The sequence below is a fragment of the Pseudomonas sp. SD17-1 genome, assembly GCF_029201585.1.
In the GTDB taxonomy this organism is placed as follows: domain Bacteria; phylum Pseudomonadota; class Gammaproteobacteria; order Pseudomonadales; family Pseudomonadaceae; genus Aquipseudomonas; species Aquipseudomonas palmensis.
Genome location: NZ_CP104044.1, coordinates 2,666,896 through 2,693,281, shown reverse-complemented (window position 1 = coordinate 2,693,281; position 26,386 = coordinate 2,666,896). Strand labels below are relative to the sequence as shown.

The 26,386-nt window shown below is 65.5% G+C and carries 23 protein-coding genes; 16 read left to right on the top strand and 7 right to left on the bottom strand.

What is annotated here, in order from left to right:
- The first annotated feature begins 50 nt into the window (after positions 1-50).
- The 4 genes from N0B28_RS12260 (at position 51) to N0B28_RS12245 (ending at position 5,270) form a co-directional block, all read left to right on the top strand.
- A complete protein-coding gene (locus N0B28_RS12260; RefSeq protein WP_058540217.1) occupies positions 51-1,604 on the top strand; it encodes a PucR family transcriptional regulator in 1,554 nt (517 codons plus the stop codon).
- Between the two features lie 245 nt (positions 1,605-1,849).
- Complete coding sequence (locus N0B28_RS12255) at positions 1,850-3,310, top strand: NAD-dependent succinate-semialdehyde dehydrogenase (protein ID WP_054914469.1); 1,461 nt, start codon at positions 1,850-1,852, stop codon at positions 3,308-3,310.
- 52 nt (positions 3,311-3,362) lie between these two features.
- Positions 3,363-4,655, top strand: a complete 1,293-nt coding sequence (gene gabT / locus N0B28_RS12250; RefSeq protein ID WP_043861219.1) for a 4-aminobutyrate--2-oxoglutarate transaminase — start codon at positions 3,363-3,365, stop codon at positions 4,653-4,655.
- 123 nt (positions 4,656-4,778) lie between these two features.
- Positions 4,779-5,270 (top strand): winged helix-turn-helix transcriptional regulator, encoded by a 492-nt coding sequence (locus tag N0B28_RS12245; protein WP_043861218.1) that lies wholly within the window; start codon positions 4,779-4,781, stop codon positions 5,268-5,270.
- Here N0B28_RS12245 and N0B28_RS12240 read toward each other — a convergent pair.
- Positions 5,267-6,157 carry a LysR family transcriptional regulator gene (locus N0B28_RS12240; RefSeq protein WP_043861217.1) on the bottom strand — a complete coding sequence of 297 codons (891 nt, stop codon included), beginning with the start codon at positions 6,155-6,157 and terminating at the stop codon, positions 5,267-5,269. The two genes, N0B28_RS12245 and N0B28_RS12240, sit on opposite strands and share 4 nt — an antisense overlap.
- A 125-nt stretch (positions 6,158-6,282) precedes the next feature.
- On the opposite strand from N0B28_RS12240, the gene N0B28_RS12235 reads away from it, so the two are divergent.
- Positions 6,283-7,464, top strand: a complete 1,182-nt coding sequence (locus N0B28_RS12235) for an acetyl-CoA C-acetyltransferase (RefSeq protein ID WP_043861216.1) — start codon at positions 6,283-6,285, stop codon at positions 7,462-7,464.
- 111 nt (positions 7,465-7,575) lie between these two features.
- On the opposite strand, the gene N0B28_RS12230 is transcribed toward N0B28_RS12235, so the two are convergent.
- From N0B28_RS12230 to N0B28_RS12220, 3 genes are read right to left on the bottom strand one after another with little or no spacing between them, the layout of a single operon-like run.
- Positions 7,576-8,367, bottom strand: coding sequence for a transglutaminase family protein (locus N0B28_RS12230; protein ID WP_078480915.1), 792 nt, complete (start codon positions 8,365-8,367; stop codon positions 7,576-7,578).
- Positions 8,364-9,314, bottom strand: a complete 951-nt coding sequence (locus N0B28_RS12225) for an alpha-E domain-containing protein (RefSeq protein WP_043861214.1) — start codon at positions 9,312-9,314, stop codon at positions 8,364-8,366. The genes N0B28_RS12230 and N0B28_RS12225 overlap by 4 nt, the downstream gene beginning before the upstream one ends.
- 3 nt (positions 9,315-9,317) lie before the next feature.
- Positions 9,318-10,727: a circularly permuted type 2 ATP-grasp protein gene (locus N0B28_RS12220; RefSeq protein WP_275731928.1), complete on the bottom strand. Its 1,410-nt coding sequence runs from the start codon at positions 10,725-10,727 to the stop codon at positions 9,318-9,320.
- A gap of 302 nt (positions 10,728-11,029) precedes the next feature.
- Here N0B28_RS12220 and N0B28_RS12215 point away from each other — a divergent pair, with 302 nt between their 5' ends.
- Positions 11,030-11,911 carry a bile acid:sodium symporter family protein gene (locus tag N0B28_RS12215; RefSeq protein WP_054914467.1) on the top strand — a complete coding sequence of 294 codons (882 nt, stop codon included), beginning with the start codon at positions 11,030-11,032 and terminating at the stop codon, positions 11,909-11,911.
- Between the two features lie 90 nt (positions 11,912-12,001).
- On the opposite strand, the gene N0B28_RS12210 is transcribed toward N0B28_RS12215, so the two are convergent.
- Together N0B28_RS12210 and N0B28_RS12205 are read right to left on the bottom strand one after the other, a co-directional pair.
- Positions 12,002-13,267, bottom strand: coding sequence for an MFS transporter (locus tag N0B28_RS12210; protein WP_054914466.1), 1,266 nt, complete (start codon positions 13,265-13,267; stop codon positions 12,002-12,004).
- The gene (locus N0B28_RS12205) at positions 13,267-14,187 is read right to left on the bottom strand and encodes an aldo/keto reductase (protein WP_043860616.1); all 921 of its coding nucleotides are present in this window, start codon (positions 14,185-14,187) and stop codon (positions 13,267-13,269) included. The genes N0B28_RS12210 and N0B28_RS12205 overlap by 1 nt, the downstream gene beginning before the upstream one ends.
- Positions 14,188-14,317: 130 nt before the next feature.
- Between N0B28_RS12205 and N0B28_RS12200 the strand changes: the two genes are divergently transcribed.
- The 4 genes from N0B28_RS12200 to N0B28_RS12185 are packed head-to-tail and all read left to right on the top strand — an operon-like array spanning position 14,318 to position 17,772.
- The gene (locus tag N0B28_RS12200) at positions 14,318-14,917 is read left to right on the top strand and encodes a paraquat-inducible protein A (protein ID WP_043860615.1); all 600 of its coding nucleotides are present in this window, start codon (positions 14,318-14,320) and stop codon (positions 14,915-14,917) included.
- Positions 14,914-15,546 carry a paraquat-inducible protein A gene (locus N0B28_RS12195; protein WP_043860614.1) on the top strand — a complete coding sequence of 211 codons (633 nt, stop codon included), beginning with the start codon at positions 14,914-14,916 and terminating at the stop codon, positions 15,544-15,546. Before N0B28_RS12200 ends, N0B28_RS12195 begins: the two co-directional genes overlap by 4 nt.
- A complete protein-coding gene (locus N0B28_RS12190; RefSeq protein ID WP_078481192.1) occupies positions 15,539-17,194 on the top strand; it encodes an MlaD family protein in 1,656 nt (551 codons plus the stop codon). The genes N0B28_RS12195 and N0B28_RS12190 overlap by 8 nt, the downstream gene beginning before the upstream one ends.
- 17 nt (positions 17,195-17,211) lie before the next feature.
- The gene (locus tag N0B28_RS12185) at positions 17,212-17,772 is read left to right on the top strand and encodes a PqiC family protein (protein WP_043860612.1); all 561 of its coding nucleotides are present in this window, start codon (positions 17,212-17,214) and stop codon (positions 17,770-17,772) included.
- An 18-nt stretch (positions 17,773-17,790) separates the two neighbouring features.
- On the opposite strand, the gene N0B28_RS12180 is transcribed toward N0B28_RS12185, so the two are convergent.
- On the bottom strand, positions 17,791-19,488 hold the full coding sequence (locus tag N0B28_RS12180) for a sulfatase-like hydrolase/transferase (protein WP_058540222.1): 1,698 nt from the start codon (positions 19,486-19,488) through the stop codon (positions 17,791-17,793).
- Between the two features lie 408 nt (positions 19,489-19,896).
- Between N0B28_RS12180 and N0B28_RS12175 the strand changes: the two genes are divergently transcribed.
- Genes N0B28_RS12175 through N0B28_RS12150 form a run of 6 tightly spaced genes read left to right on the top strand, consistent with a single transcriptional unit; the run spans position 19,897 to position 26,378 of the window.
- Positions 19,897-21,249 carry a UDP-glucose/GDP-mannose dehydrogenase family protein gene (locus N0B28_RS12175; RefSeq protein WP_078481194.1) on the top strand — a complete coding sequence of 451 codons (1,353 nt, stop codon included), beginning with the start codon at positions 19,897-19,899 and terminating at the stop codon, positions 21,247-21,249.
- Positions 21,246-22,328, top strand: coding sequence for an NAD-dependent epimerase (locus tag N0B28_RS12170; protein WP_043860609.1), 1,083 nt, complete (start codon positions 21,246-21,248; stop codon positions 22,326-22,328). Before N0B28_RS12175 ends, N0B28_RS12170 begins: the two co-directional genes overlap by 4 nt.
- Entirely contained in the window at positions 22,325-23,071 is a 747-nt protein-coding gene (locus tag N0B28_RS12165) for a sugar transferase (protein WP_043860608.1), read from the top strand. Before N0B28_RS12170 ends, N0B28_RS12165 begins: the two co-directional genes overlap by 4 nt.
- Positions 23,072-23,719, top strand: coding sequence for a CpsD/CapB family tyrosine-protein kinase (locus N0B28_RS12160; protein WP_043860607.1), 648 nt, complete (start codon positions 23,072-23,074; stop codon positions 23,717-23,719).
- A 23-nt stretch (positions 23,720-23,742) separates the two neighbouring features.
- The gene (locus N0B28_RS12155; protein WP_043860606.1) at positions 23,743-24,765 is read left to right on the top strand and encodes a polysaccharide biosynthesis/export family protein; all 1,023 of its coding nucleotides are present in this window, start codon (positions 23,743-23,745) and stop codon (positions 24,763-24,765) included.
- Between the two features lie 20 nt (positions 24,766-24,785).
- Positions 24,786-26,378, top strand: coding sequence for a GNVR domain-containing protein (locus N0B28_RS12150; protein WP_043860605.1), 1,593 nt, complete (start codon positions 24,786-24,788; stop codon positions 26,376-26,378).
- Positions 26,379-26,386 lie beyond the last annotated feature (8 nt).

The window sequence follows — 26,386 nt, the reverse complement described above, 5'->3', positions numbered from 1 at the left end:
CCAGTCCGCTAGACTGCGATCCTCTATCGTGTCTGGATCGTGGATTGCACATGAAACTCGCCACCGCCCTGGAACAGACCTCCCTCAGCCAGGCCACAGTGGTCGCGGGCAGGCAATGCCTGGACCGCGACCTGGCGTGGGTGCATATCGTCGATCACCCCGACATCTTCAACTGGCTGAAAAAGGGCGACCTGCTGCTGACCACCGGCTACAACTGGCCGCAAGACCCGCAAAAATGCCGCGACATGGTTCGCCGGCTGGCCGAGCTGGGCCTGGCCGGGGTCGTGATGGCAGTCCCGCACTTTCACGAACACTTCCCCCAGGCGGCCATCGAAGAAGCCGACCGCTGCTGTTTCCCTTTGCTGGAACTGCCCTGGGAAGTCGCCTTCAGCGACATCACCCAGCAGGTTCTCGAACAGATCATCAACTTCCAGACCCGCATCATCCGTCGCTCCGACCTTATCCACCGCATGCTCACCCGCGCTGCCATCGAGGCCGACAACCTGCAGAGCCTGGCCAGCGCACTCACCAGCGCCCTGGAACTGCCGGCGCTGATCGTGGCCAGCTCCGGCAGTGTGCTGGGGGCCAGCGAGCCGGCCAATGACGCCGTGGAGCTTGCCGTGATGCGCCACCTGAACGAGCAGGCCAACCTGCTGCAGGGGGTCGAGCCGCAGGTGCTGGAGCTGGACGCCGATGCCGGCGCGTTTCGCCTGGGCTGCCCCATCCGCCTGCAGGGCGAGCGGGTCGGGGTGGTGTGGCTCAAGGGCCAGCGGGACAGCTTCGAGGAGCTGCACTGCCGCGCAGTGGAACATGCTGCGCTGATCGCCGCCCTGCAGCTGTCCCATCAACGCGAATTGCTGGACCAGGAAAACCGCCTGGGCCATGCGCTGGTGGCAGGTCTGCTGGAAGGCAAGTTCCCCGAAACGCCGCGCGCCATCGAACGTGCGCTGGTGTCCGGCTGGTGTCATACCCGCGACTACCGCGTGTGCCTGGTGTTGCTGGACGAGCCGATTCCCCTCAGCCGCGAGGGCTTCCAGCGGCGCAAGGAGCAGGCCGAGCGCATCACCGAGATCATGCAGGGGTTGGGAATCGCGCCCCTGCTGTCGGTGTCGTTGAACCAGATCAGCCTGATCGTGCCGGCCGATGTGATGCCCGAGTCGATCTGGAAGCATATTCGACTGGACGGCGGCGCCATGGCCGCCAGCCGCGTGCACCGGGGCGTGGCAGGCATGGCCCAGGGCGCCGGGGATGTGGCCACCCTGCTGCCGCTGCTGCGCCCGGGCAAGCTGCATGGGTTTGACGAAGTGCTGTTTCCGCGGGCGCTGATGGGCGACGACGATGCACGGCGCATGCTGCTGGAGCGCCTGGTGACCCCGCTGACCCGGCACAAGAACGGTGCCATGCTCATGGAAACCCTGTGCACCCTGGCCAGCGAAGGCTTTCAGCTGGCCAGCAGCGCCCGCTGCCTGGACATCCACATCAGCACATTACGCTACCGCGTGGAGCGCATCGAAGAGCTGCTGCAGCTGTCGATGGAGAACCCGCAGGCGCGCTTTCAGCTGCAGGTGGCAACCGAGATGTACCGCCTGCAGAACGACGCCTGACAAACAATCTGCTGCCTGTACCGCCAGGTGGCGGGCCAGGCCCGCTCCAGCAGGCCGTCAGAGGCCTTGCGGGAGCGGGCTTGACCGGCGCTGGAGACACCTCGACCACCCCCGCAGCATAGTGTGCTGCCAACCCCCTCAATACGGCATTTATGCCTGGCCCAAGCGGTCATCTCGGCATCGGTCACTGCGTGCCTGTTCTTACAATCGTGCCATTCACCGGACCCGTAGAAGGCACCCTCTCCATGTTGAAAAGCACACTGCGTGACCCCTCGCTGCTTGTCGAACGCGCTTACGTCAATGGCAGCTGGATCGATGCCGACAACGGCGAAACGATTGCCGTGATCAACCCCGCCGACGGCAGCGAAATCGCCCGGGTCCCGGCCCTCGGCGCCGCCGAGACGCGACGCGCCATCGAGGCCGCCCAGGCCCGTTTCGAAAGCTGGCGCGAAGTCCCCGCCGCCACCCGCGCACGTCACCTGGAAGCCTGGTACAGCCTGATCCTGGAAAACCAGGAAGACCTGGCGCTGATCATGACCGCCGAACAAGGCAAGCCCCTGAGCGAGTCGCGCGGCGAAATCGGCTACGGCGCCAGCTTCGTCAAATGGTTTGCCGAAGAGGCCCGTCGCATCTACGGCGACACCATCCCCGCGCCCACCAACGACCGCCGCATCCTGGTGCTCAAGCAGCCGATCGGCGTGGTGGCGGCCATCACCCCGTGGAACTTCCCCAACGCGATGATCACGCGCAAATGCGCGCCGGCCCTGGCCGCCGGCTGCACCGTGCTGGTCAAGCCGTCCGAGATGACCCCGCTGTCGGCCCTGGCCCTGGCGGTACTGGCAGATCGTGCCGGCATCCCGGCCGGGGTGTTCAACGTGCTCACCGGCCTGCCTGCCGGCATCGGCAGCGAAGTGACCGCCAACCAGGCCGTGCGCAAGTTGTCGTTCACCGGCTCCACGCGCATCGGCAAGCTGCTGATGAGCCAGTGCGCCGACACCCTCAAGCGCCTGAGCCTGGAGCTGGGTGGCAACGCGCCGTTCATCGTGTTCGACGACGCCGACCTCGACCTGGCGATTGCCGGGGTGATGCTGAGCAAGTTCCGCAACGCCGGGCAGACCTGCGTGTGCGCCAACCGCATTCTGGTGCAGGACGGCATCTACGACCGCTTCGCCGAGCGCCTGCGGGCTGCGGTGGCCGAGCTGAAGGTGGGTGATGGCCTGGGCGAGAACGTGACCATCGGCCCGCTGATCAACGCCGCCGCCGTCGCAAAAGTCGCCAGCCACATCGGCGATGCGGTGGAAAAAGGCGCCAGCATCTCGATTGGCGGCATGCCCGACGACACCGGCCTGTTCGTGCAGCCGACCGTGCTGCTGGACGCCACCACCGACATGCTGCTGGCCACCGAAGAGACCTTCGGCCCGGTTGCCCCGCTGTTCCGTTTCAAGGACGAAGCCGAGGCCCTGGCCATCGCCAACGCTACCCCGTTCGGCCTGGGCGCCTACTACTTCACCCAGGACATGCGCCGCGCCTGGCGTGTGGGCGAGCGCCTGGAGTTCGGCATGGTCGGCCTGAACACCGGGATCATCTCCATGGAAGTGGCCCCGTTCGGCGGCATGAAACAGTCCGGTACCGGCCGTGAAGGCTCCAAGTACGGCCTGGACGAGTTCCTCGAAATCAAGGCCTGGCACATGGGCGGCCTCGACTGAATACCTGCGTTCCCGAACCCCTGACACCATCGTTAGTTAATGGAGCTGCACCATGAATTCTGCACTGACTGAAAATCAACGCCTGCTGGCCCTGCGCGAGCAGCACGTACCCCGCGGCATCGCCACCGCCCACCCGATCGTGGTCAGCCACGCCCAGGGTTCGGAGCTGTGGGACGTGGACGGCAAGCGCTACCTGGACTTCGTCGGCGGCATCGGCGTGCTCAACGTCGGCCACAACCACCCGCGTGTGGTCGAGGCCGTGCGCCGCCAGGTGGGCGAGATCTCCCATGCCAGCTTCCAGGTGGTGGCCTATGCGTCGTACATCGACGTGGCAGCGCGCCTGAACGCCATGGTCGGTGGCGGCGAAGCCTACAAGAGCGTGCTGTTCACCTCCGGCGCCGAAGCGGTGGAGAACGCCATCAAGATCGCCCGTGGCTACACCAACCGCCCGGCGGTGATCTCGTTCCGCGGCGGCTTCCACGGGCGCACCCTGCTGGGCGTCACCCTGACCGGCATGAGCCAGCCGTACAAGCAGAACTTCGGCCCGTTCCCGGCCGAGATCTACCACGCCACCTACCCCAACGAATACCGCGGCGTGAGCAGTGACGACGCCCTGGCCGAACTCGACCACCTGTTCGCCACCGACGTGGCCCCCGACCGCGTGGCGGCCATCCTGATCGAGCCGGTGCAAGGCGATGGCGGCTTCCTGCGCGCCCCCGATGCCTTCCTGCGTGCCCTGCGCGAACGCTGCACACGCCACGGCATCGTGCTGATCCTGGACGAGATCCAGGCAGGCTTCGGGCGTACCGGCAAGCCGTTCGGCTTCCAGCATTCGGGCATCCAGCCTGACCTGGTGACAGTGGCCAAGAGCCTGGCCGGCGGCATGCCGCTGTCGGGTGTGGTGGGGCGTGCCGAGATCATGGACGCGCCGACCCCGGGCGGCCTGGGCGGCACCTACGGCGGCAACGCCGTGGCCTGCGCGGCTGCACTGGCGGTGATGGACCTGTTCGAGGAAGAAGACCTGCTGGCACAGGGCGAGCAGCGTGCGGTGCAACTGCGTGAAGGCCTGCTGGCCCTGCAGAACCGCTACCCGTGCATCGGCGACGTGCGTGGCCTGGGCTTCATGCAGGCCATCGAGATCGTGGCCGACGACGCCGCGCAGACCCCGGACGCGAACCTGGCCCAGGCCATCATCGACCAGGCCCGTGAAGCCGGCCTGCTGGTGATCAAGTGCGGCGTGTACCGCAACGTGGTGCGCTTCCTGGCACCGCTGGTGACCACCGAGGCGCAGATCTCCGAAGCGCTGCGCATGCTCGACCAGGCGTTGACCCGCGCTACGGCGTAATCCGCCCCCTCTGCGGCGCCACCTTCGCTGGCAATGCCGGCTCCCGCCGGGAGCGGCCTTGCCAGCGAAGGCCCCGTGGGTGAAAGTGTGTTTTTTTGTCATCCCGCATTTCAGGAGTCAGGAATGGAAGCGGCAACCAAGCTCGATCGGATCGATATCAACATCCTGGTCCAGTTGCAGAAAGACGGCCGCATGACCAACGTCAGCCTGGCCGAAGCCGTGGGGCTGTCGCCCAGCCCGTGCCTGCAACGGGTCAAGCGACTCGAGGCGGCAGGCTATATCAGCGGCTACGAAGCCCACCTGAACCTGGCCAAATTCGCCAACTCGGTAACCATCTTCACCGAAGTCACACTGAGCGACCACAAACGCTCCGACTTTCAGAAATTCGAATCGAGCATCCGCAACATCGACGAAGTGCTCGAATGCCACCTGATCAGCGGTGGCTATGACTACCTGGTGCGCTTTCTGACCAGCAGCATCCAGCATTACCAGGAGCTGATGGAAACCATCCTCGACCAGAACATCGGCATCGAGAAGTACTTCAGCTACATCGTGATCAAGTCGCCGGTGATGAAGAACAAGGTGCCCCTGCGCAGCCTGCTCGCCGCCGTCTAGCGCCTGGCCTCGGCCTGCTGTTCATGCAGGCTGTCGAACAACGCCTGGGCCGCAGCCGACAGTTCGTGGCCCGGCTTGCTCAGCACCCCGATGGCACGTTCCACCGGGTCGCGCAGGGTGATGCAGCGCGCGCCCAGCTCGTGCATCTGGCCGGCGCACAGGGCCGGCACCGCGCTGACCCCAAGCCCGCTGGCCACCATGCGACCCACTGTCACCAGTTGATGGCTCTCGAACTCCACCGCCAGCTTCATGCCGCGCGCCTTGAGGTGCTCTTCGAGCATCACGCGCACGTTCGAGGGCCGTTGCAAGGTAATGAACGGCTGCTGCAGCAAGGTCTGCCAGTCGATTTCATCCAGCGCGGCCAGGGGCGAATCCAGCGGCACCACGGCAGTGAACCGGTCGACGTACAGGGGCGAGAACACCAGCGACGAGCCTTCGAACGGTTCGAACGCCACCCCCAGCTCCACCTGGCGGTCACGCACCATCTCCAGCACCTGTTCGTTGATCACGTCGTTCACCGTGACCCCGATGTTAGGGTAGCGGGTGCGAAAGTTCTTCAGGATGGGCGGCAGCAGGTTGCCGGCGAACGACGGCATCGCCGCAATGGTCACGCGCCCGCGCTGCAGGGTGAAGCGCTGGCGGATCTCGTCCTCGGCATTGTCCCAGTCGGCAAGCAGGCGGCGCGCCAGGGGCAGCAGCGATTCGCCTTCCGGGGTCAGCGTGACGTTGCGCGTGGTGCGCGTGAACAGCCGCCCGCCCAGGCCCTCCTCCAGCGACTTGATGGTCAGGCTCAGTGCCGACTGCGACAGGTGCAGACGCTCGCAAGCCACCGCAAAACTCAGGCTCTGGGCCACTGCCCAGAAGGCACGCAGCTGCTTGACGGTCATGCTGACTCCGGCAAAACGGGGAATTGTTGAGGTTTATCGATCAATCCATCTCAAAAATCAACTTAACAAATATATGTAATGGCGCAACACTCACGCCACTGGACCACTAACAAGGAGAACATTCCATGCAAGACGTCGTCATTGTCGCGGCCACTCGTACCGCCATCGGCAGTTTCCAGGGTTCGCTGGCCGCCATCCCGGCCCCGGAGCTGGGCGCAGCGGTGATCCGCCGCCTGCTGGAGCAGACCGGGCTGGCCGGCAGCGAAGTGGATGAGGTGATTCTGGGCCAGGTGCTCACCGCCGGCAGCGGCCAGAACCCGGCGCGCCAGGCCGCGATCAAGGCCGGCCTGCCCCATGCGGTGCCGGCCCTGACCCTGAACAAGGTCTGCGGCTCGGGCCTCAAGGCCCTGCACCTGGGCGCCCAGGCGATCCGCTGTGGCGACGCCGAGGTGATCATCGCCGGCGGCATGGAGAACATGAGCCTGGCCCCCTACGTGCTGCCTGCCGCGCGCACCGGCCTGCGCATGGGCCATGCCAGCATGATCGACAGCATGATCAGCGACGGCCTGTGGGATGCCTTCAACGACTACCACATGGGCATCACCGCCGAGAACCTGGTGGACAAGTACGCCATCACCCGTGAGGCCCAGGACGCCTTTGCCGCCGCCTCGCAGCAAAAGGCCTGCGCGGCCATCGAGGCCGGCCGCTTTGCCGACGAGATCACCCCGATCCAGATCCCGCAGCGCAAGGGTGAGCCGCTGGTGTTCGCCACCGACGAACAGCCCCGCGCCGGCACCACCGCCGAGTCGCTGGCCAAGCTCAAGCCGGCGTTCAAGAAGGACGGCAGCGTGACGGCGGGCAACGCCTCGAGCCTCAACGACGGCGCAGCGGCGGTGCTGCTGATGAGCGCGGCCAAGGCCAAGGCCCTGGGCCTGCCGGTACTGGCGCGCATTGCGGCCTATGCCAATGCGGGCGTGGACCCGGCGATCATGGGTATCGGCCCGGTCAGCGCGACCCGTCGCTGCCTGCAGAAGGCCGACTGGTCGCTGGATCAGCTGGACCTGATCGAAGCCAACGAAGCCTTCGCGGCCCAGGCGTTGTCGGTGGGCCAGGAGCTGGGCTGGGACGCGAGCAAGGTCAACGTCAACGGCGGCGCGATTGCCCTGGGCCACCCGATCGGTGCCTCGGGTTGCCGAGTGCTGGTGTCGTTGCTGCACGAAATGATCAAGCGTGATGCGAAGAAGGGCCTGGCAACCCTGTGCATCGGTGGTGGGCAGGGTGTGGCGTTGGCCATCGAGCGCGCCTGACCCTCGATCTGCAGCGCCTCGTCGCAGGTCAAGCCCGCTCCCACAGGATTGCCGTGGCCCCTGTGGGAGCAGGCTTGACCCGCGATGGCGTCGACACCTTGCATCGCCTGGCTACTGCACCTGCACCATCAGTTCCACCTGCACCTTGGCCAGCATGTGCTCCATCCCCCCGCCCCGGCGCATTCCGCGCACCGGGCACGCATCCAGGTAATCCAGCCCCACCGCCAGCTTCAGGTGGCGCTCGGGCCTGGCCAGCCGATTGGTGATATCGAAACTGTACCAGCCCTCCCCCAGCCAGGCTTCGGCCCAGGCATGGCTGGCCAGGTGCGTGGCGTCCTCGGTGCACAGGTAGCCCGACACATAGCGCGCCGGGATACCCAGGCTGCGCACACAGGCCAGAAACGCATGGGTATGGTCCTGGCAAACCCCCGCCTGCCTGGCGAACGACTCGGCCGCGGTAGTGCCCACCTCGGTCGCGCCGGGGCTGTAGGGCATGTGCTCGGCCAGCGCATTCATCAGCTCGATCAGCGCCGCCCTGTCGCGCCGCTCGCCGCAATGCTGCGCGGCAAACGTCAGCAGCGCCTCGTCGGCGGCGGTCAGCGGGCTGCTGCGCAGAAACGGCAGCGGCGACTGCAGGTCCGGCTCCACCTCGCGGGTGGGGTCGATCTCCACCTGGCCGTGGGCGCACAGCACGATCTCGCCGTGGGGCTCGTCCAGGGTCAGTACATGCAGCACGTTGCCATAGGGGTCGAGCTGGCTGCGCACCTTGCGCGGCATGTCCACCTGCCAGTCGATGACCCGCTGGCGCTCGCTGTCCTGGGGCGTGAGGCGCAGGAACTGGATGCTGGTGCACACCTCGTTGGCATAGCTGTAGGTGGTGTCGTGGCGAATGGACAGTTTCATACCACCTCCAGGTAGGCGTCGTGAATGGCCTGGCCCAGGTCGCGGACCTGATCGATGAACTCGATCAGCCAGGCGTGCAGGCCTGCATCGAGGATCTCGTCGATGCCGGTGTAGCGCAGGCGAGCGTTGAGGCCGGCGGCCAGGCGCTGCGCCGGGCGGCCGTTGATGCCGGGCAGGTTGGACAGTTCAAGGTCCAGCTCCTGGATGCAGGCATGCAGCGAGCGCGGCACCTCGGCGCGCAACAGCAGCATTTCCGAAACCTGCTCGGCGTTCGGTGCGTTGCGGTAGATCTCGTTGAAAGCCTCGAACGACGACAGGGCGCGCAGCAAGGCGCTCCACTGGTAGTAGCCACGGGCCGACTTGTCGCTGACCTCCTCCGACTCCTCGCCAAACATCTCGTAGCGCGCATCCAGCAGACGCAAGGTGTTGTCGGCGCGCTCTATGAAGGTGCCCAGGCGAATGAAGCCATAGGCCTCGTTGCGCATGATGGTGCCCGAGGTGGCCCCGCGAAACAGGTGCGAACGCTCCCGCACCCATTCGCAGAACTGGCTGATGCCGTAGCGGCCCAGGCCGTTGCCGGCAATGGCGCGCATCTCCAGCCAGGTGGCATTGATGTTCTCCCACATGTCGGCGGTGATGCGCCCGCGCACGGCGTGGGCATTGCTGCGCGCCGCACGCAAACAGCAGTAGATGCTGCCGGGGTTGGCCTCGTCCAGGGCAAAGAAGTGCAGCATGTGCTCGGTGTCGAGCGCGCCGTGGCGGGCCTTGTAGTCTTCCAGCGTGCCGGCCGCCAGCAGCGACATGGCCAGCTCCGCGTGGCCGTCGCTGCGTCCGGCCTGGGGCATCAGCGACAGCGAATAGCTCACTTCGAGCATGCGCGCGAGGTTTTCCGCGCGCTCCAGGTAACGCGACATCCAGTAGAGGTCTGCAGCGGTTCTTGAAAGCATGGTTCAGTCCTCCACCACCCAGGTGTCCTTGGTACCGCCGCCCTGCGACGAGTTGACCACCAGCGAGCCTTCGCGCAGCGCCACCCGCGTGAGGCCGCCGGGCACCAGGCGGGTCTGGCTGCCCGACAGCACGAACGGGCGCAGGTCGATATGGCGCGGGGCAATGCCGTTTTCGACAAAGGTCGGGCAGGTGGACAGGCACAAGGTGGGCTGGGCGATGTAGTCCTGCGGGCGAGCCTTGAGGCGCAGGCGGAACGCTTCGATCTGCGCTGCCGTCGACGCCGGCCCCACCAGCATGCCGTAGCCGCCCGAACCCTGGGTTTCCTTGACCACCAGGTGCTCCAGGTTGGCCAGCACATGGGACAGCTCGGCCGGCTTGCGGCACTGCCAGGTGGGCACGTTCTTCAGGATCGGCGCTTCGTCCAGGTAGAAGCGGATCATCTCGCCCACGTAGGGGTAGATCGACTTGTCGTCCGCCACCCCGGTGCCGACCGCATTGGCCAGCACCACGTTGCCCAGGCGGTAGGCGGCAATCAGGCCGGGCACCCCGAGCATCGACTCGGGGTTGAAGGTCAACGGGTCGAGGAAGGCGTCATCCAGCCGGCGGTAGATCACGTCCACCGGCTGCGGGCCGCAGGTGGTGCGCATGAACACGCGGTCGTCACGCACGAACAGGTCGGCGCCTTCCACCAGTTCCACCCCCATTTCGCGGGCCAGGAACGCATGCTCGAAGTACGCACTGTTGAAGCGCCCCGGGGTCAGCACCACCACCGTGGGGTTGTCCAGCGGGCTGGCGCTCCTGAGCGTGTCGAGCAGCAGGTTGGGGTAATGGTCGATGGGCGCGATGCGCTGGGCGGCGAACAGCTCGGGGAACAGGCGCATCATCATTTTGCGGTCTTCGAGCATGTAGCTCACGCCGCTGGGGGTGCGCAGGTTGTCCTCGAGCACGTAGTAGCTGCCGTCGCCATCGCGCACCAGGTCCACCCCCGCGATATGCGCATAGAGGCCCCTGTGCAGCCCCAGGCCACGCATGGCCACCTGGTAGCCCTCGTTGGCCAGCACCTGCTCGGCCGGGATGATGCCGGCCTTGAGGATGCGCTGTTCATGGTAGATATCGGCCAGGAACATGTTCAGTGCCTGCACCCGCTGGATGCAGCCACGCTCGATGACCTGCCATTCGCTGGCCTTGATGCTGCGCGGAATGATGTCGAACGGGATCAGGCGTTCGGTGCCCTGCTCGTCACCGTAGAGCGTGAAGGTGATGCCTGCGCGGTGGAACAGCAGGTCGGCTTCGCGGCGGCGCTGCGCCAGCAGTTCCAGCGGCGTGTCCGCCAGCCAGCGGGCAAACTCGCGGTAATGCGGGCGACACTGGCCCCCTGCGGCATACATTTCGTCAAAAAAAGCTCCGGACATACCCCACTCCTCGCCGTGTTCGTAACGGCTTCTTCTAATTGGCTGCTGTCTTCCAGTACCCGGGCCTTTCAACAGACTTTAGCAAGGGCTGTGCCCAACGCCCGGGAATCGCTCTGCCACGCCCCTTGAGCGCGGCGGGCGACCCGAGCGGTGCATGCATTTGCCCCATAACGGTGCGCGCAACCTGCCCGGTGCACGCTGCGCACCTTTTCGTAAAGACTTGTATCTACGAGGCCTCCCCAGCAGCACATGGCGATCTGGTGGCCTAGAATGCCGACACCTCTTTTCTGCGAGTTGCTGCCATGACCGCTTCGCCATTGCTGACCGCCTTCCTGCCCGTTGCGCTGGGCATCATCATGTTCGGCCTGGGGCTTTCGCTGACCCTGGCCGACTTCGCCCGGGTGGTGAAATACCCCAAGCCGGTGGTCATCGGCCTGGTGTGCCAGATCCTGCTGCTGCCCTTCATCTGCTTTCTGATTGCCAACGGTTTTGGCCTGGCACCGGCCCTGGCGGTCGGCCTGATGCTGCTGGCGGCCTCGCCCGGTGGCACCACCGCCAACCTGTTCAGCCACCTGGCGCACGGTGACGTGGCGCTCAACATCACGCTGACGGCGGTGAACTCGCTGATCGCGATCCTGACCATGCCGCTGCTGGTCAACCTGTCGCTGAGCTACTTCATGAGCGCCGACCAGGCCATCCCGCTGCAGTTCGCCAAGGTGCTGCAGGTGTTTGCCATCGTGCTGGTGCCGGTGGCGCTGGGCATGCTGGTGCGGCGCCTGACCCCGGCCTTCGCGGCGCGCATGGAGAAACCGATGAAGCTGGTGGCGGCGCTGTTTCTGGCCGGCACGGTGATGCTGGCGCTGATGAAAGACTGGGCCACCGTGGTCGAGTACGCGCCCCTGGTAGGCGCAGCCGCGCTGTTGTTCAACCTGGTGAGTCTGGGGCTGGGCTACTATGTGCCGCGGATACTGAAGATTCCGAAGCGCCAGGCCATCGCCATCGGCATGGAGATCGGCATCCACAACGGTACGCTGGCGATTGCACTGGCGCTGAGCCCGACCCTGCTCAACAACTCGACCATGGCCATTCCGGCGGCGCTGTACAGCCTGATCATGTTCTTTACCGCCGCCGGGTTTGGATGGTGGGTGAGCCGCAACCCGGAACCGGTGGCAGTGCTCGACTGACTGCACGGCAAGGCCGGCTGCTACGGGGTTCTGTGAACGGCGCAACCCCCTGTAGGAGCCGGCCTTGCCGGCGAAGCAAGCCAACACCGTTCAATTGCGTTGCTCCAATCGCCGCTGCCGTCTACCCAGCCAGCCCCCGGTAGCCGCCCACCCCAGCGCAATCCCCGCCCCGATCAGCATCGCCAGTTGCGGGTGCTCACCCAGCACATCCAGCCCGCGCTTGACCCAACCACTGAGCGCATCGCCACCGCGATAGACCACCGTGTCGATGAAGTTCTTGGCGCGGTACTTCTGCTCGGCCGGCAACACGGTGTACAGCATCTCGCGCCCCGGCCGTACCAGCGCATACTCCCCCGCACGGCGCACCACCATCACTACCACGAACACCGCAAACACCGGGGCCAGGGCCAGCCACAGGAAGCCGGCCACCATCACCAGCGGCACCGCCACCAGCAACACGCCCACCCCCATGCGCCGCGCGATCCGCCCTGTGAAAAACAACTGGGTGAGGATCGCCAGCGCCTGCACCACGGTGTCGATCAGGCCGAACACCTGGGTCTGGCGGGTGCGGTCGGTAAAGGTCTGTGCCACCAGCCGCGCCTGCTCGAAGTACAGGAAGGTACTGATGCTGGCCAGCAGCACCACGAACAGCGCCAGCATCAACAGGTAGGGCGAGCGAAGCACCTCGCCGGCCCCGGCGAACGGGTTGCCGCCCAGCGGCCGGGAGCGCGGGTGTTCGGCCTCCGCCGGCAAGGGCGCACGGTCGCGCCAGCGCTGCAGGTAGGTTGCCGCGCCGATGCTGCCCAGCAGAAACAGCGTGGCCAGCAGCACCAGCCCGGCATGCCCGACCACGCCCACCAGCAGGGTACCCAGTATCGGCCCCACCAGCCCGCCCAGGCTCGCACCGGCTGCCAGCAACCCGAACAGGCGCTTGGCCTGCTCGTTGCTGAACAGGTCGGCCAGTACGCTCCAGGCCAGCGAGATGCTCAGCAGGTTGAACACCGACAGCCAGATGTAGAACGCCCGGGCCACCCACAGGTTGTCGGGCTGCACCGCGAACACCAGGGCGAAGGCCAGCAGGTTGCTTGCCAGAAAGCCGTAGGTCCAGGGCAGGATCCTGCGCCGCCGGGCCCGCGCCACCACCCAGCCGAACAGCGGCAATGCCAGCAAGGTGACGATGAAGGTGCCGGTGAACAGCCATTGAAGGTTGTCGACGCCGCCGGCCACCCCCATGGTCTCGCGTACCGGGCGCAGCATGAAATAGCCGGCGAACAGCAGGAAGAACAGCGCAAGGCCGCCCACCACCGCCGGGGTTTCGTCGTCGTGAAAGGTGAACAGCCGGCCCAGCAGGCGCATCAGCCGAACATCTTGATCAGCGCCTGCTGCCGGGCCGTGTCGAGCAACGCGCCACTGCCGGCCTTGAGCTGGTCGCGTTGACGGTCCGGGCGGCTGGTGGCCGGGATCACGGTCGTCACTGCCGGGTGACTGAGGGCAAATTTGAGAAACAGCTGCGCCCAACTGCCGATGCCGGCTTCGCTGGCCCAGCCCGGCAACGGCTGGCCCTTGACCCTGGCAAACAGCCTGCCGTCGTCGAAGGCGCGGTTGATCAGTACCGCCACGCCCTTGTCCTGTGCCAGCGGCAGCACCGTGCGCGCGGCGCCAGGTGCATTCACCGAATAGTGGATCTGGATGAAGTCCAGCGGCTCGCGGCGCAGGATGCGCTCCAGTTCGTCCAGCCCGCCATCGGTGTAATGGGTAACGCCCACGTAACGGGTCTTGCCCTGGGCCTTGAGTTCACGGGCGTAGGGCAGCTGGCGCTGCCAGTCGCGCAGGTTGTGCACCTGCAGCAGATCGACCTTGTCGGTGCGCAGGCTGCGCAGCGTCTGAGCCCATTGCGCCTGCGCCGCAGCCTGGCTGTCGGCGGCGATCTTGGTGGCCAGGAAGGTGCGCTCGCGCCAACCGCCCTCCTCCAGCAACTGGCCCAGTATCGCGTCGGCGCCGCCATAGTTGGGCGAGGTATCGATGACCCGGCCGCCGCCGTCGAAGAACACCTGCAGCACCGCTTTGAGCTGCTGGTACTCGGGGGAACCCGCCGTCACCTCGAAACTGCCCGAGGTGCCGGCGCCGATCACCGGCAAGGCCTCGCCGGTGGACGGCACCTTGCGCTCGAGCAGCGCCGTGTGGGGCTGCGCCAGGGCGTGCGGGCGGCTCAGCAGCAGCCCCAGGCCAGCGGCCAGGGCAGCACTGGTGGCGAGAAAACGGCGACGCGTAGGCATGCGCAGGCCTCCTGCAAAGCGGCGTTGGAAGGGGTCAAAGGGTCAAGCATAGACCATGGCTCAACGGCGCCGATTTGCTCAATTGCCATGCGCTTCTATATTGAGCTAGTCCCTGTTGCGAGTGCCAAGCGTGGCCAGCACCGATCGGTTGATCATCTGCGAACACTGCGACTGCGTGTATGAACGGGTCGAGCTCGCCAAACACCAGAAAGCGCTATGCCTGCGTTGCGGCGCCGTGCTGCAGCGCCATAACGGCCTGGATGTACAGCAGCGCCTGGCGCTGAGCCTCACTGCAGCGATCCTGTGGATGTTCGCCAACTTCTACCCGGTGATGAGCATCAGCCTGCAAGGCCTGCACAACAGCGCCACGTTATGGGACTCGGTGCGCGCCCTGGCCACCGGGCCGATCACCTTCATCGCCCTGGTGGCCGCCATCGCGATCATCATCGCGCCGATGTTCCAGCTGTTGCTGCTGCTGTGGGTGCTGGTGCATGCCCTGGGCCGACGCCGCTCGCCGGCCTTCAGCCTGTGCATGCGCTGGCTGGAAACCCTGCGCCCGTGGAGCATGCTGGAGGTGTGCCTGCTGGGGTCGATGGTGGCGGTGTTCAAGCTGGCCGGGCTGCTCGATGTGCTGCCAGGCCTGGGGTTGATCGCCCTGGCCGCCCTGAGCCTGCTGATGATCCGCCTGGCCGGGCGCGATATCCGCGACCTGTGGGTGTACCTGTCTTGAACGCGCCGCCGCTGGCCAGCGAGCTGGGCCTGGTGCTGTGCCATGCCTGCGGGCTGGCCTGCGACAACCGCGACCACCCCACCCAGTGCCCTCGCTGCGCAGCGCCGCTGCATGAGCGCAAGCCCGAGTCGCTGACCCGAACCTGGGCGTACCTGATCGCCGCCCTGGTGTTCTACATCCCGGCCAACCTGCTGCCGGTGATGAACACCAAGCTGTTCGGTGCCGGCGACGACAGCACCATCATGAGCGGCGTGCTCGAGTTCTGGGCCCATGGCTCATGGGACATCGCACTGATCATCTTCATCGCCAGCATCGCGGTGCCGGCCACCAAGTTCGTGGCCCTGGGCCTGCTGCTGGTGACGGTGCAGCGCGGCAGTACCTGGGCCCAGCGCCAGCGTTCGAAGCTGTTCCGCTTCGTCGAGCTGATCGGCTACTGGTCGATGCTCGATGTGATCGTGGTGGCGCTGGTTGCCGCACTGGTCAAGTTCCAGGCCCTGGGCGACATCGAGCCGCGCCTGGGCATTCTGTTTTTCGGCATGGTGGTGGTGTTCACCATGCTCGCGGCCATGAGCTTCGACCCCCGCCTGATCTGGCAACCGCCCAACGGCAAGGAACCCGCGCATGAGTGAAGACAGCAACCACAGCGCGGCACAACCGGCTCGCCCGGCGGTGCAGACCCGGCGCTTCAGCGTGTCGCTGGTGTGGATCGTGCCGATCGTGGCAGTGCTGGTGGGCATCTCGCTGGTGGTGCACAACTGGCTGCAGGAAGGCCCCAGTATCCAGGTCACCTTCAAGACCGGCCAGGGGCTGGAGGCCAACAAGACAGCAGTGAAGTACCGCAACGTGGTGATCGGCCAGGTCAGCGAAGTGGAGCTCAGCCAGGACCAGAAGAGCGTCACCGCCACCATCAAGCTGGTCAAGCAGGCCGAGAACTTCACCCGCCAGGACTCGCTGTTCTGGGTGGTGCGCCCGCGCATCGGTGCGGGCGGCGTAACGGGTATCGACACGCTGTTCTCCGGTGACTTCATCGGCGCCGATGCCGGGCAGTCGGACACCCGCGCCAAGACCTTCACCGGCCTGGAGACACCACCGCCAATCACCTACGGCGAACCCGGCAAGCGCTTCAACCTGCATGCCTCCGACCTCGGCTCGCTGGGCGTCGGCTCGCCGGTGTACTACCGCAAGATCCAGGTCGGCCAGGTGGTGTCGTACGCGCTGGACGCCAACGGCAAAGGGGTCAATGTCGAAGTGTTCGTGCACGCCCCCAACGATGCCTTCGTCACCGACAACACGCGGTTCTGGAACGCCAGCGGCGTGGATGTCGAGGTGGGTGCCAACGGCTTTGCCCTGCGCACCGAGTCGCTGTCGTCGCTGATGGTCGGCGGCGTGGCCTTCAGGGCCCCGGACTACAGCCCCGACGACCAGCCGGCAGCCGAGGACAAGACCTTCGAGCTGTTCGACGACCGCCCCGCAGCCCTCGCCCCGCCGGCGGGCAAGGCGCAGTACCTGGCGCTGCGCTTCGACCAGTCGCTGCGCGGGCTCAAGGTGGGCGCACCGGTGGAGTTCCTGGGCATGGAATTCGGCCGGGTAGTCGCCATCAACCTCGACTTCGACGCCAAGACCCGCACTTTTCCGGTGAATGTGGGCATCGTGATCTACCCGCAACGCCTGGGCCAGGCGCATACCAAGATGCTCAAGGTGCTCAATCACAACCCTGACGATGAACAGGCCGGCGTCCGCCTGATGGGCACCTTCATCGACAACGGCCTGCGCGCCCAGGCCCGCAGCGGCAACCTGTTGACCGGGCAGTTGTACATCGCCCTGGATTTCTACCCCAAGGCGCCCAAGGTGACCTTCGACCCGACCGCGCGCCCCATCACCATCCCGACCATCCCCAGCAGCCTGGAGCAACTGCAGGAGCAGTTCCAGGCCATGGTCGAGAAGATCAACAAGCTGCCCATCGAACGCATCGCCGGCAACCTGGACGCCAACCTGGTGGAGCTGCGCAAGGCGCTCAAGCAGTTCAACGGCAAGACCCTGCCCGGCATCGAGGGCACCCTGCAGGACATGAGCACCACGCTCAAGAGTGCCAATGCGACCCTGGCCGACGACTCGCCACAGCGCGAGCAGCTGTCGCAGACCCTGGACGACCTGGGCCGCATGACGCGCTCGATGCGCGAGCTGGCCGACTACCTCAAGCGCAACCCCGAGTCGCTGCTGCGCGGGCGGCCCGACAATGCCCCTGCCGATGCCTTGCAACCTTCCTCGCGCCAATGAGCACTGGAGCCCGCCCCATGACCTATCTGCTCAAACCTTCGCTGCTTGGCATCGCGCTGTTGCTGGCGGCCTGTCGCAGCGAGCCGGTGCACTACCACACCCTGGTGCCTGCGCAGCTACAGGCCGGGGCGACCCGTGCGGTAGACGTACGCATAGAGTCCATCAGCGTGCCGCCCCAGGTCGACCGCGAGCAGATTGTCGTGCGTCAGGGCGACAGCGGCCTGGCGGTGCTCGACAGTGAATGGTGGGGCGCCAGCCTGGTGGATGAACTGCGCAGCGCCTTGAGCGGCCAGCTCAACAGCAATGCACCGCGCACCCTGGGCCTGCGCCTGGAGGTGCAGCGCTTCGACTCGGTACCCGGGCAATACGCCCTGCTTGAGGCGCGCTGGCGCCTGCGTACGCTGGGCGGCGATGCCAACCGCCCCGCCCTGCGCTGCCACAGCCTGGTACGCAGTGCGGCGGGCACCGGGATTGCCGAGCTGGTAGCAGCCCAGCAACGCAACGTGGCGCGCCTTGCAGGGCTCATAGCCCAGGCGGCCGATGACACCCGGGCCGGGTGCCCGGCCTCCGGTTCCTGAGGCATCGGGCCGGTCAGCTCACTGGGCCGTGCCCACCGGCATGCCCTGCGGCCCCGGTGTGACCACCACGTCCAGGTCGATATGCTTGAACTCGGGCTTGGCACCAAGGCGTGCATTGAAGCGGTAGTTGAAACTGAACGGATCGTTGGTCGGCACGTTGAGCGCGTGTCCGTAGATCGGCTCGACCGCCGCGGCGTCATACCCCAGCAACTGCAGCAGCGTGGGAAAGATGTTGTAGTGGCTGGAGCGGTCCTTGTTGGTCGCCAGTTGCGCCTGCCAGTCCAGGGTCTTCAGGCCCTGGCCCTGGATCACCACCAGCGGCACCAGGCCCTCTTCCTCCACCGGGTTCTCGCCACAGTGGGTGTTGAGCCCCGGGTTGCCGCGTTCATGCAGGTCCTGGCCATGGTCGGAGGTGTAGATGATCACCGCCTGGCTCAGGTCGGCCTGGGCAAACAGGCGCTTGAAGAATTCGCCCACGCTCCACAGCACGCTGTTCTTGTACGAGTTGCGGTACAGCACCCAGTCCTGCGGGGTACCACTGAACCCGTCGCGCTGACCGGTATCGGCGATGTCGGCATAGTGGCCCCGCGGCAACGCCGGCGTGTAGGTCATGAACGCATCCGGGTACTTGTCGTGCACCGGAAAATGCACCCCCACCTTGTTGATCACGATCAGTTGCGGCTTGCCGTCGCCCAGCAGCTCCACGAGCTTTTGCAGTGCGGCCATGTCGCGGTCGCGCACCGGGGTGGTATCGAACTGGATGAACTGGTCGATGTCGCGCTTTTCGGTGGCATCCATCAGGTTCTGCAGGTTGCCGCCGGTGCGCTGGCTGTCGATGTAGACGGTGCCAAGCCCGGCCTGTTTGGCGTACTGCCAGATCGACGGCAGGGTCGAGTTGATGCGCAGGTAATCGCTGCGGGTGCCGCCGTAGCGCAGCGTGACGTTGGTGTCGGCGCTGCAATTGGCGATGGAGGCGGCATAGCCGTAGTTGAAGATGCTGGCCCCCGGCTGGGGGTGGGTGAGGTTGCTGGTGACCCCGTTGGGGGTATTGAGGTCCAGGTAGTTGCCCGAAACGCTCTCGTCGATGATCAGCACGATATCGCGCGCCAATGGCGGGCCGCTGCGCGCCAGTGTCACTGGCTGGCGCGGGCCCACGCTGTCGTGCAGCGATTCGTAGAGGAACAGGTTCAGGTAGGCCAGCGGCGTGTACATCACCGGCAGGCCGCGTGCGCCCTCGCCGGCACGCACGAACAGGATGCCGGTCAACAGCGCCAGGCCCAGCAGCGGTGCGGCCCACGCCAGGGTGCCGGGCAGCCGCTGCACCGGGTCCGGGCGCAGGCCCAGCCCCAGCAGCAACAGCAGCCCCTTGGCCGCGACCCCCAGGATCACGCTGTGGTACTGCTCAAGCGCCTCGCCGATGAACCCACCCGAATACACCATCGAAACGAAGGCGCTGTAGGTGAGGTACTCGGCGGTTATGCGCGTATAGGCGTCGAAAAACACCGCGCTGGCACAGAACCCCACTGCAAACAGCCAGCGCACCAGGCCCTGGCGTATGTTCGCGCACAGCCACAGGGCAGCCACCAGCAGCACGAACACACCGGCATACAACACCAGTGCCACCCCCAGCCCGATCGCCTCGAGACGCTCGAGGTAGTACGCATGGAAACTCAGAAGGTAGACCAGCAGCAACAGTCCCTTGATGTAAACGCGCATGACTTCCCCGCCAGAAATGTTTCCCCCCAGCCCACTGAGGTTTCCCACACGGTAGCAGGATGCCGACAAAGCGCAAACCACAGTTTGTCAAAAAAATGACGAAATGCAGGGCGCCGATTATGACGTTTTTCAAGCGGGAATCTGATGCATTCGCGAAACAACCCACATTCCACGAGCCACGTTTTACGCGGGCTACGACCGTTCATCGCATTGACAACCGGCCAAGTGCCAGCCCATTTCGACGCTAAGGTACGGATTGGAAAAGGGTTGATGGCAAAACAGTGGAACTCCTACCACCTGTAACTCTACAGATACATGCCATAGGTTTGACACAAACCGGCTCAGCTGGTCTATACCGAATTCACACCCGCTGTTTCACTTTCATTACTCCATACGAGGCACGCCAGCATGGATGTGAGCGTATTTGGCACCGGTTATGTCGGACTTGTGCAAGCTGCCGCCTTGGCTGACGTAGGTCACCGGGTACTTTGTGTCGATGTAGACGCCCATAAAATCAGTCAGTTGCGACAAGGTGTTCCACCTATTCATGAGCCTGGCCTGTCGGGCATGCTCGAGGAAAACATCAAGGAAGGTCGGCTGTCGTTCAGTACCCAGGCCAGCGATGCCGTCGCCCACGCCGAGCTGATCTTCATTGCAGTCGGCACCCCACCGGACGAAGACGGCTCGGCCGACCTTTCCCACGTGCTGGGCGTCACCCGGCAGATCGCCGGCCTGATGGGGGCGCACCGCACCCTGATCATCAAGTCCACCGTGCCGGTGGGCACCGCCGACAAGGTGGCCGCGCTCGCCCGCGAGGAGCTCGACCGGCTGGGCAAGCATCAACTGCAGGTGCGCGTGGTCTCCAACCCCGAGTTTCTCAAGGAAGGCAGCGCCCTGGCCGACTGCATGCGCCCGGATCGGATCATCGTCGGTACCGCCGATGACCAGGCCCAGCAGCAGTTGTCCGAGCTGTACGCGCCGTTCTGCCGCAATCATGAAAAGCTCATGTTCATGGACAACCGCAGCGCCGAGCTGACCAAGTACGCAGCCAACGCCATGCTCGCCACGCGCATCAGCTTCATGAACGAACTGGCCAACCTCAGCGAGTTCCTCGGCGCCGACATCGAATCGGTGCGCAAGGGCATCGGCTCGGACCCACGCATCGGCTACCACTTCATCTACCCGGGCTGTGGCTTTGGCGGGTCGTGCTTCCCCAAGGACCTGCGTGCGCTGCTGCATACCGCCGAACACAGCGGCATGCCGCTGCGCCTGCTGCAGAGCGTGAGCGAAATCAACGACAGCCAGCGCCAGATCCTGTTCAGCAAGCTCAAGCGCAGCTTCCCCGGCAGCCTGAAGGGCAAATCCATCGCCCTGTGGGGTCTGGCCTTCAAACCCAATACCGACGACATGCGCGAAGCCCCCAGCCGCTACCTGATGGAGGCGCTGTGGGCCGAGGGCGCCACGGTGCGCGCCTTCGACCCCGAAGCCATGGCCGAATGCCGGCGCCTGTATGGCTACCGCGACGACCTGCAACTGTGCGCCACCCGTGACGACACCCTGGAAGATGCCGATGCGCTGGTGATCTGCACCGAGTGGAAGACCTTCCGCGTGGTGGATTTCAACCTGCTGGCGCAAAAGCTGCGCCAACGCCTGATCATCGACGGACGCAACCTCTACAGCCCCGAACAGGTGGCAACCTTCGGCCTGACCTACAGCGGCATCGGCCTGCGCCAGGTACAACCGCAGGTATCGGCGCCATGAGAATACTGGTCACCGGTGCGGCCGGCTTCGTCGGCGCACACTGCACACTGCGCCTGTTGCGCGACGGCCATCAGGTCGTGGGCCTGGACAATTTCAACGACTACTACGACCCCGCGCTCAAGCAAGACCGCGTGCGCTGGGTCCAGGCCCAGGCCGGCGATTTCGACCTGCGCCGCCTGGACCTGGCCGACGGCCCAGGCATCGAGGCGCTGTTCGCCGAGTTCGCCCCCGAGGTGGTGATCCACCTGGCCGCCCAGGCCGGGGTGCGCTATTCGCTGGACAACCCGCGCGCCTACGTGGACAGCAACCTGGTGGGTTTCCTCAACATGCTCGAGGCCTGCCGCCGCCATCCGGTGCAGCACCTGCTGTATGCCTCCTCAAGCTCGGTGTACGGCAGCAACCAGCGCACACCCTATGCCGTGCAGGACGCAGTGGACCATCCGCTGTCGCTGTACGCCGCGAGCAAGAAGGCCAACGAACTGATGGCCCACAGCTACAGCCACCTGTTCGCCATCCCCACCACCGGGCTGCGCTTTTTCACCGTGTACGGCCCCTGGGGGCGCCCGGACATGTCGCCCATCCAGTTCGCCCAGGCCATCAGCCAGGGCCACCCGCTCAAGCTGTTCAACTACGGCCAGCACCAGCGCGACTTCACCTACATCGACGACATCGTCGAAAGCCTGGTGCGCCTGATCCCGCTGGCCCCGGTCAGCGACCCGGCCTGGGACCGCCTGGCCAGCGACCCGGCCAGCAGCCACGCGCCCTGGCGCATCTACAACATCGGCGGGCAACGGCCGGTGGCCCTGACCGACTACGTGGCGCTGCTGGAAAAACACCTGCAGCGCACCGCCCAGGTCGAGTTGCTGCCCCTGCAGCCAGGTGACGTGCTGGACACCTGCGCCGATGCCAGTGCCCTGGCCCAGGCCACCGGCTTCACCCCGTGCATCTCGCTGGACGAAGGGCTGCGCCGCTTCGTCGCCTGGTTCGTCGATTATTACGCGCACACGCCCGACGACGCTGTGCGGTCCATCGGGCAAACGCCGGTTGCCGCGCCCGAGCATCAACGGAGGGTGGTATGACAGGCCAACAGAAAAGTGCTGAAACCCAGGCCCTGCGCCAGGACAAACGCATGGACCCCAATCACCGCATGCGCATCGATGCGGCGATTCACATGCAGGGCCGTGGCTGGATGACCGGGCGCGCCGGCGGGCGGCCGTGGACGCTGTCGCGCACCAACCGCGTACTGTCGTTCATCGGTGCGCTGATGATCGTGCTGTTGATTTCACCGCTGCTGCTGGTGCTGGCCGTGCTGGTCAAGCTGAGCAGCCCCGGCCCGGTGTTCTTCGTGCAGCAGCGCACCGGCTACCGCGGGCGCAGCTTCGGCATGTACAAGTTCCGCACCATGGTCGCCAACGCCGAGGACCTCAAGGAGTCGGTGCGCCACCTGAACAAGCACGGCGCCGACGCCATCGACTTCAAGATCGACAAGGACCCGCGCGTAACCCGCATCGGCAGCTTCCTGCGGCGCAGCAGCCTGGACGAGCTGCCCAACCTGTTCAACGTGATCCGCGGCGAAATGCGCCTGGTGGGCCCTCGCCCGACCTCCTTCAACGCCTATCGCTACAAGGACAGCCACCTGGCGCGCCTGAGCATCTACCCCGGCATGACCGGCCTGTGGCAGATCTCGGGGCGCAGCAACATCGACTTCGACCAGCGGGTCGAGCTTGACCTGAGTTACATCGCCGAACAGAGCTTGAGCCTGGACCTGAAGATCCTGCTCAAGACCCCCTTCAAAGTCTTCAGCGGCCACGGAGCAAGTTGAATGGACGGTTCTACTTCGAGAAGTCTGACCATCGCCACCCCCAGCGAAACCAACCTGACGTCCACCGTGCTGGACCAGGAGCAGCGCGTGCTGCTGCTGACCGCGGCCAATACCGGCAGCGGTACCAGCACCAGTGCGCTGGCCTTCGCCAAGCAGCTGACGCTGATGAGCGGCGGACCGGTACTGCTGGTGGACAGCAGCCCTACCAGCAACAGCCTGACCCAGCAGATGGGCCTGCAGAAGCTGCCCGGCTTTCGCGACCTGCTGTTCGAGCAGGACACCCCGCCCGTGCTGCAGGACTGCCTGGTGCGGGTGTCAGACCAGCCTTTCGACATGTTGCCGTGCGGCCAGTACCGGCGTGGCAACGAACGCCTCAACCCGGACCGCCTGCGTGCCCTGCTGAGCCAGCTCAGCGCGCACTACCGCTTCGTGGTCATCGACGGCGAGGCGGTGTACTCCAGCGTCGACAGCCTGGTGATCGGCACCCTGGTCGATGGCGTGATCCTGGTGGTCACCGCCGAGGACACCCGCTGGGAGGTCGCCCAGGCCGCCGCCCAGCGCCTGACCCAGGCCGGCGCCAAGCTGATCGGCAGCGTGTTCAACCGACGCCGCTACTACATGCCCAAATGGCTTTACAACAATCTCTGAGCAGCCAGGCTAAGGATGACGCTATGAATGTGAAACTGTTCGCCCTGCTGGCGCTGCTGCCTCTGGCAGCCTGCACCAGCCAGGAGCCACGCCAGATGCCGGTGCAGATCATGACTGCCAACGCGGCCAACGCCCAGGACACCGAGCTGCCACGCGGCGAGCAGGCGCTGCGCCCGGGGGACGTGCTCGATGTGATCTTCCATATCAGCACCAGCGGCTCGCAGGCCTATCGCATCCAGCCCGGTGACACCGTCGGCCTGGGCTTCCTTGCGGCCAGCTCGCTCAACGGCAACCAGCTGGTGCTGCCCGATGGCACCATCGAACTGCCACGGGCCAACACCTCGGTGAACGTCGCCGGGATGACCCCGGACGAAGCGCGCCAGGCCATCCAGCAGGCCTACCGCAACAAGCGCCTGTTCCAGCCCAACCGCGACCAGATGACCGTGCAGGTGATCAGCCCGCTGACCAACGAACAGAACCTCAAGAGCGCACTCAACCACCCCGCCACCGGCATGAGCCGCGAGATCACCGTGGGCACCGACGGCCAGGCCAGCTTTCCGGAGGTGGGCGCCGTGCCGCTGCAGGGCATGACCGTCACCCAGCTGCAGACCTTCCTCAACAAGCGCTACGCCGACCTGCCCGGGCGCATGACGGTGGACGTGATGCTCAAGTCCACTGCGGTCAACGAGATCTATGTGCTCGGTGAGGTGGCCCAGCCCGGCGCCTATCCGATCCGGCGCCCGGTATCGGTGCTCGAAGCCCTGACCCTGGCCCGCGGGCCCAGCCTCAAGGCCCGGCTCGACTCGGTGGTGATCATGCGGCGCAACGGCAACCAGGTGCAGGCCGTGCCCTACAACGTCGACAAGGCCCTGGACGCCAGCGCCGCGCAGGTGGCCTACCTGCAGCCCGACGACATGCTCTACGTGCCCAAGACCAAGCTGGCCAGCGCCGGCGAACTGGCCCGGCAACTGGCCGACGTGGTGCTGTTCCAGGGGGTGGGCTTCAGCTTCTCCTACCGCGTCGACAACAAAGACAGCGATAACTAAACCCAGGCAGGTGCACGCGCATGACTACCAAAGAAAACTACCTGCATGAATTCTTCAGGATCCTCTTCGCCAACCGTCAGTTGGTGAAGCGGGTATTCCTGGTGTTCGCAGTGATTGCCCTGTTGCTGCCGCTGGTGCTCAAGCAGAGCTTCGACATCACGGCCGAAGTGATCGTGCAGTCGAAAAAGCTCTCCCAGAGCGATACCAACACCGCCCTGGCTCAGGAGACCGACAAGTTCATTCCGCCTTCGCTGGCCGACATGGAGACCGAGAGCAACATCCTGCGTTCACCCACGCTGATCCGCCAGACCATCACCCAGCTGCGCGACGAGGGCCTGTATGACGTGCCCCCCGGCCTGCTGCAGCGCCTGGTGTTCGGGCCGATCCGCAGCCTGATCGTCAACCCGCTGCGCGAGTATGTGGTCAACCCGGTGCGCAGCCTGTTCGGGCTGGAGGTCGACCCGGTACGCGATACCCAGCTCGACACCCTGACCGACGACGCGATCAAGGACCTGAAGATCGAGACCCTGCCCGGCTCCAACGTGGTATCGATCACCTACAGCTTCCCCGACCCCAAGGTCGGTACGCTGTTTGTCAGCCGTCTGCTCGACAACTACCTGCGCAACCGCCAGAACCTGCAGTCCAACGAACTGCCGCAGGAGTTCTACGAGCAGAAGAAGATGCAGTACCAGGTGCGCATGGATGACCTGGAAAGCAAGCGCCTGGGCATGCTCGAAGGCATCGGCTCGTCCGACCCCAAGGAAGAGATCACCTTCCGCCTCAATGCCATCAACACTGAGGAACAGGCACTCAACCAGTACCGCGATCGCCTGCTGCAGAGCCAGCAGTGGCTGGAATACCTCAAGACCAGCCTGGCTGCGGCCAGCAACGCCAACATGCGCGACTTCGCCTTCCCCTTCACCTTCACCCAGACCGTCGACAACGTGGCCTTCGAGGACCGCGAGATCAAGCAACTGGGCGAGCAGCTGACCACCCAGGTACTGACCTACGTCAGCGACCTGGCAGTGTTCCAGCCCGGCAGCGAGCAGATGCTGTTGCAGCGCGAGCAGATCGCCAAGACCCGCCAGCAGTTTCTCAAGATCGTCGCCAACCGTATCCAGGAGCGCGAGAAGGACCTGGCCGTGGTGCAGAACGTGATCGCGCAGAAAACCCAGCGCATCGCCGACTACAAGAGCCGCGTGCACCAGTTGCAGGAAACCCAGAGCAAGGCGCGTCAGCTGGATACCGAGATCGATGCCCTGCACAAGGCGTTCTTCACCTACACCCAGCGCTACGAGGAAGCCCGTGGCGAGCGCCTGCTGTCGGGTGACGTGTCCAACGCACGGATTCTCAGTGCGCCCTATGAGCCCGCCGAGCCGGCCTTTCCCAAACCGATGCTGATCATTCCGTTCGGCATGCTCACCGGCCTGCTGCTGGGCATCGCTCTGGTGTACGTGCGCGAGTTCTTCGACCATCGCTTCAAGCACCCGGCGCAGATCACCCAGCAGCTGGGCTTGCCGGTACTGCTGGTGATCAACGACCAGACCCCGGAAACGCACAACCCGCACAAGGGCTGGTCGCTGCCACGGCTTGTGCACTGGGTGCGCAATTGAACGCAGCC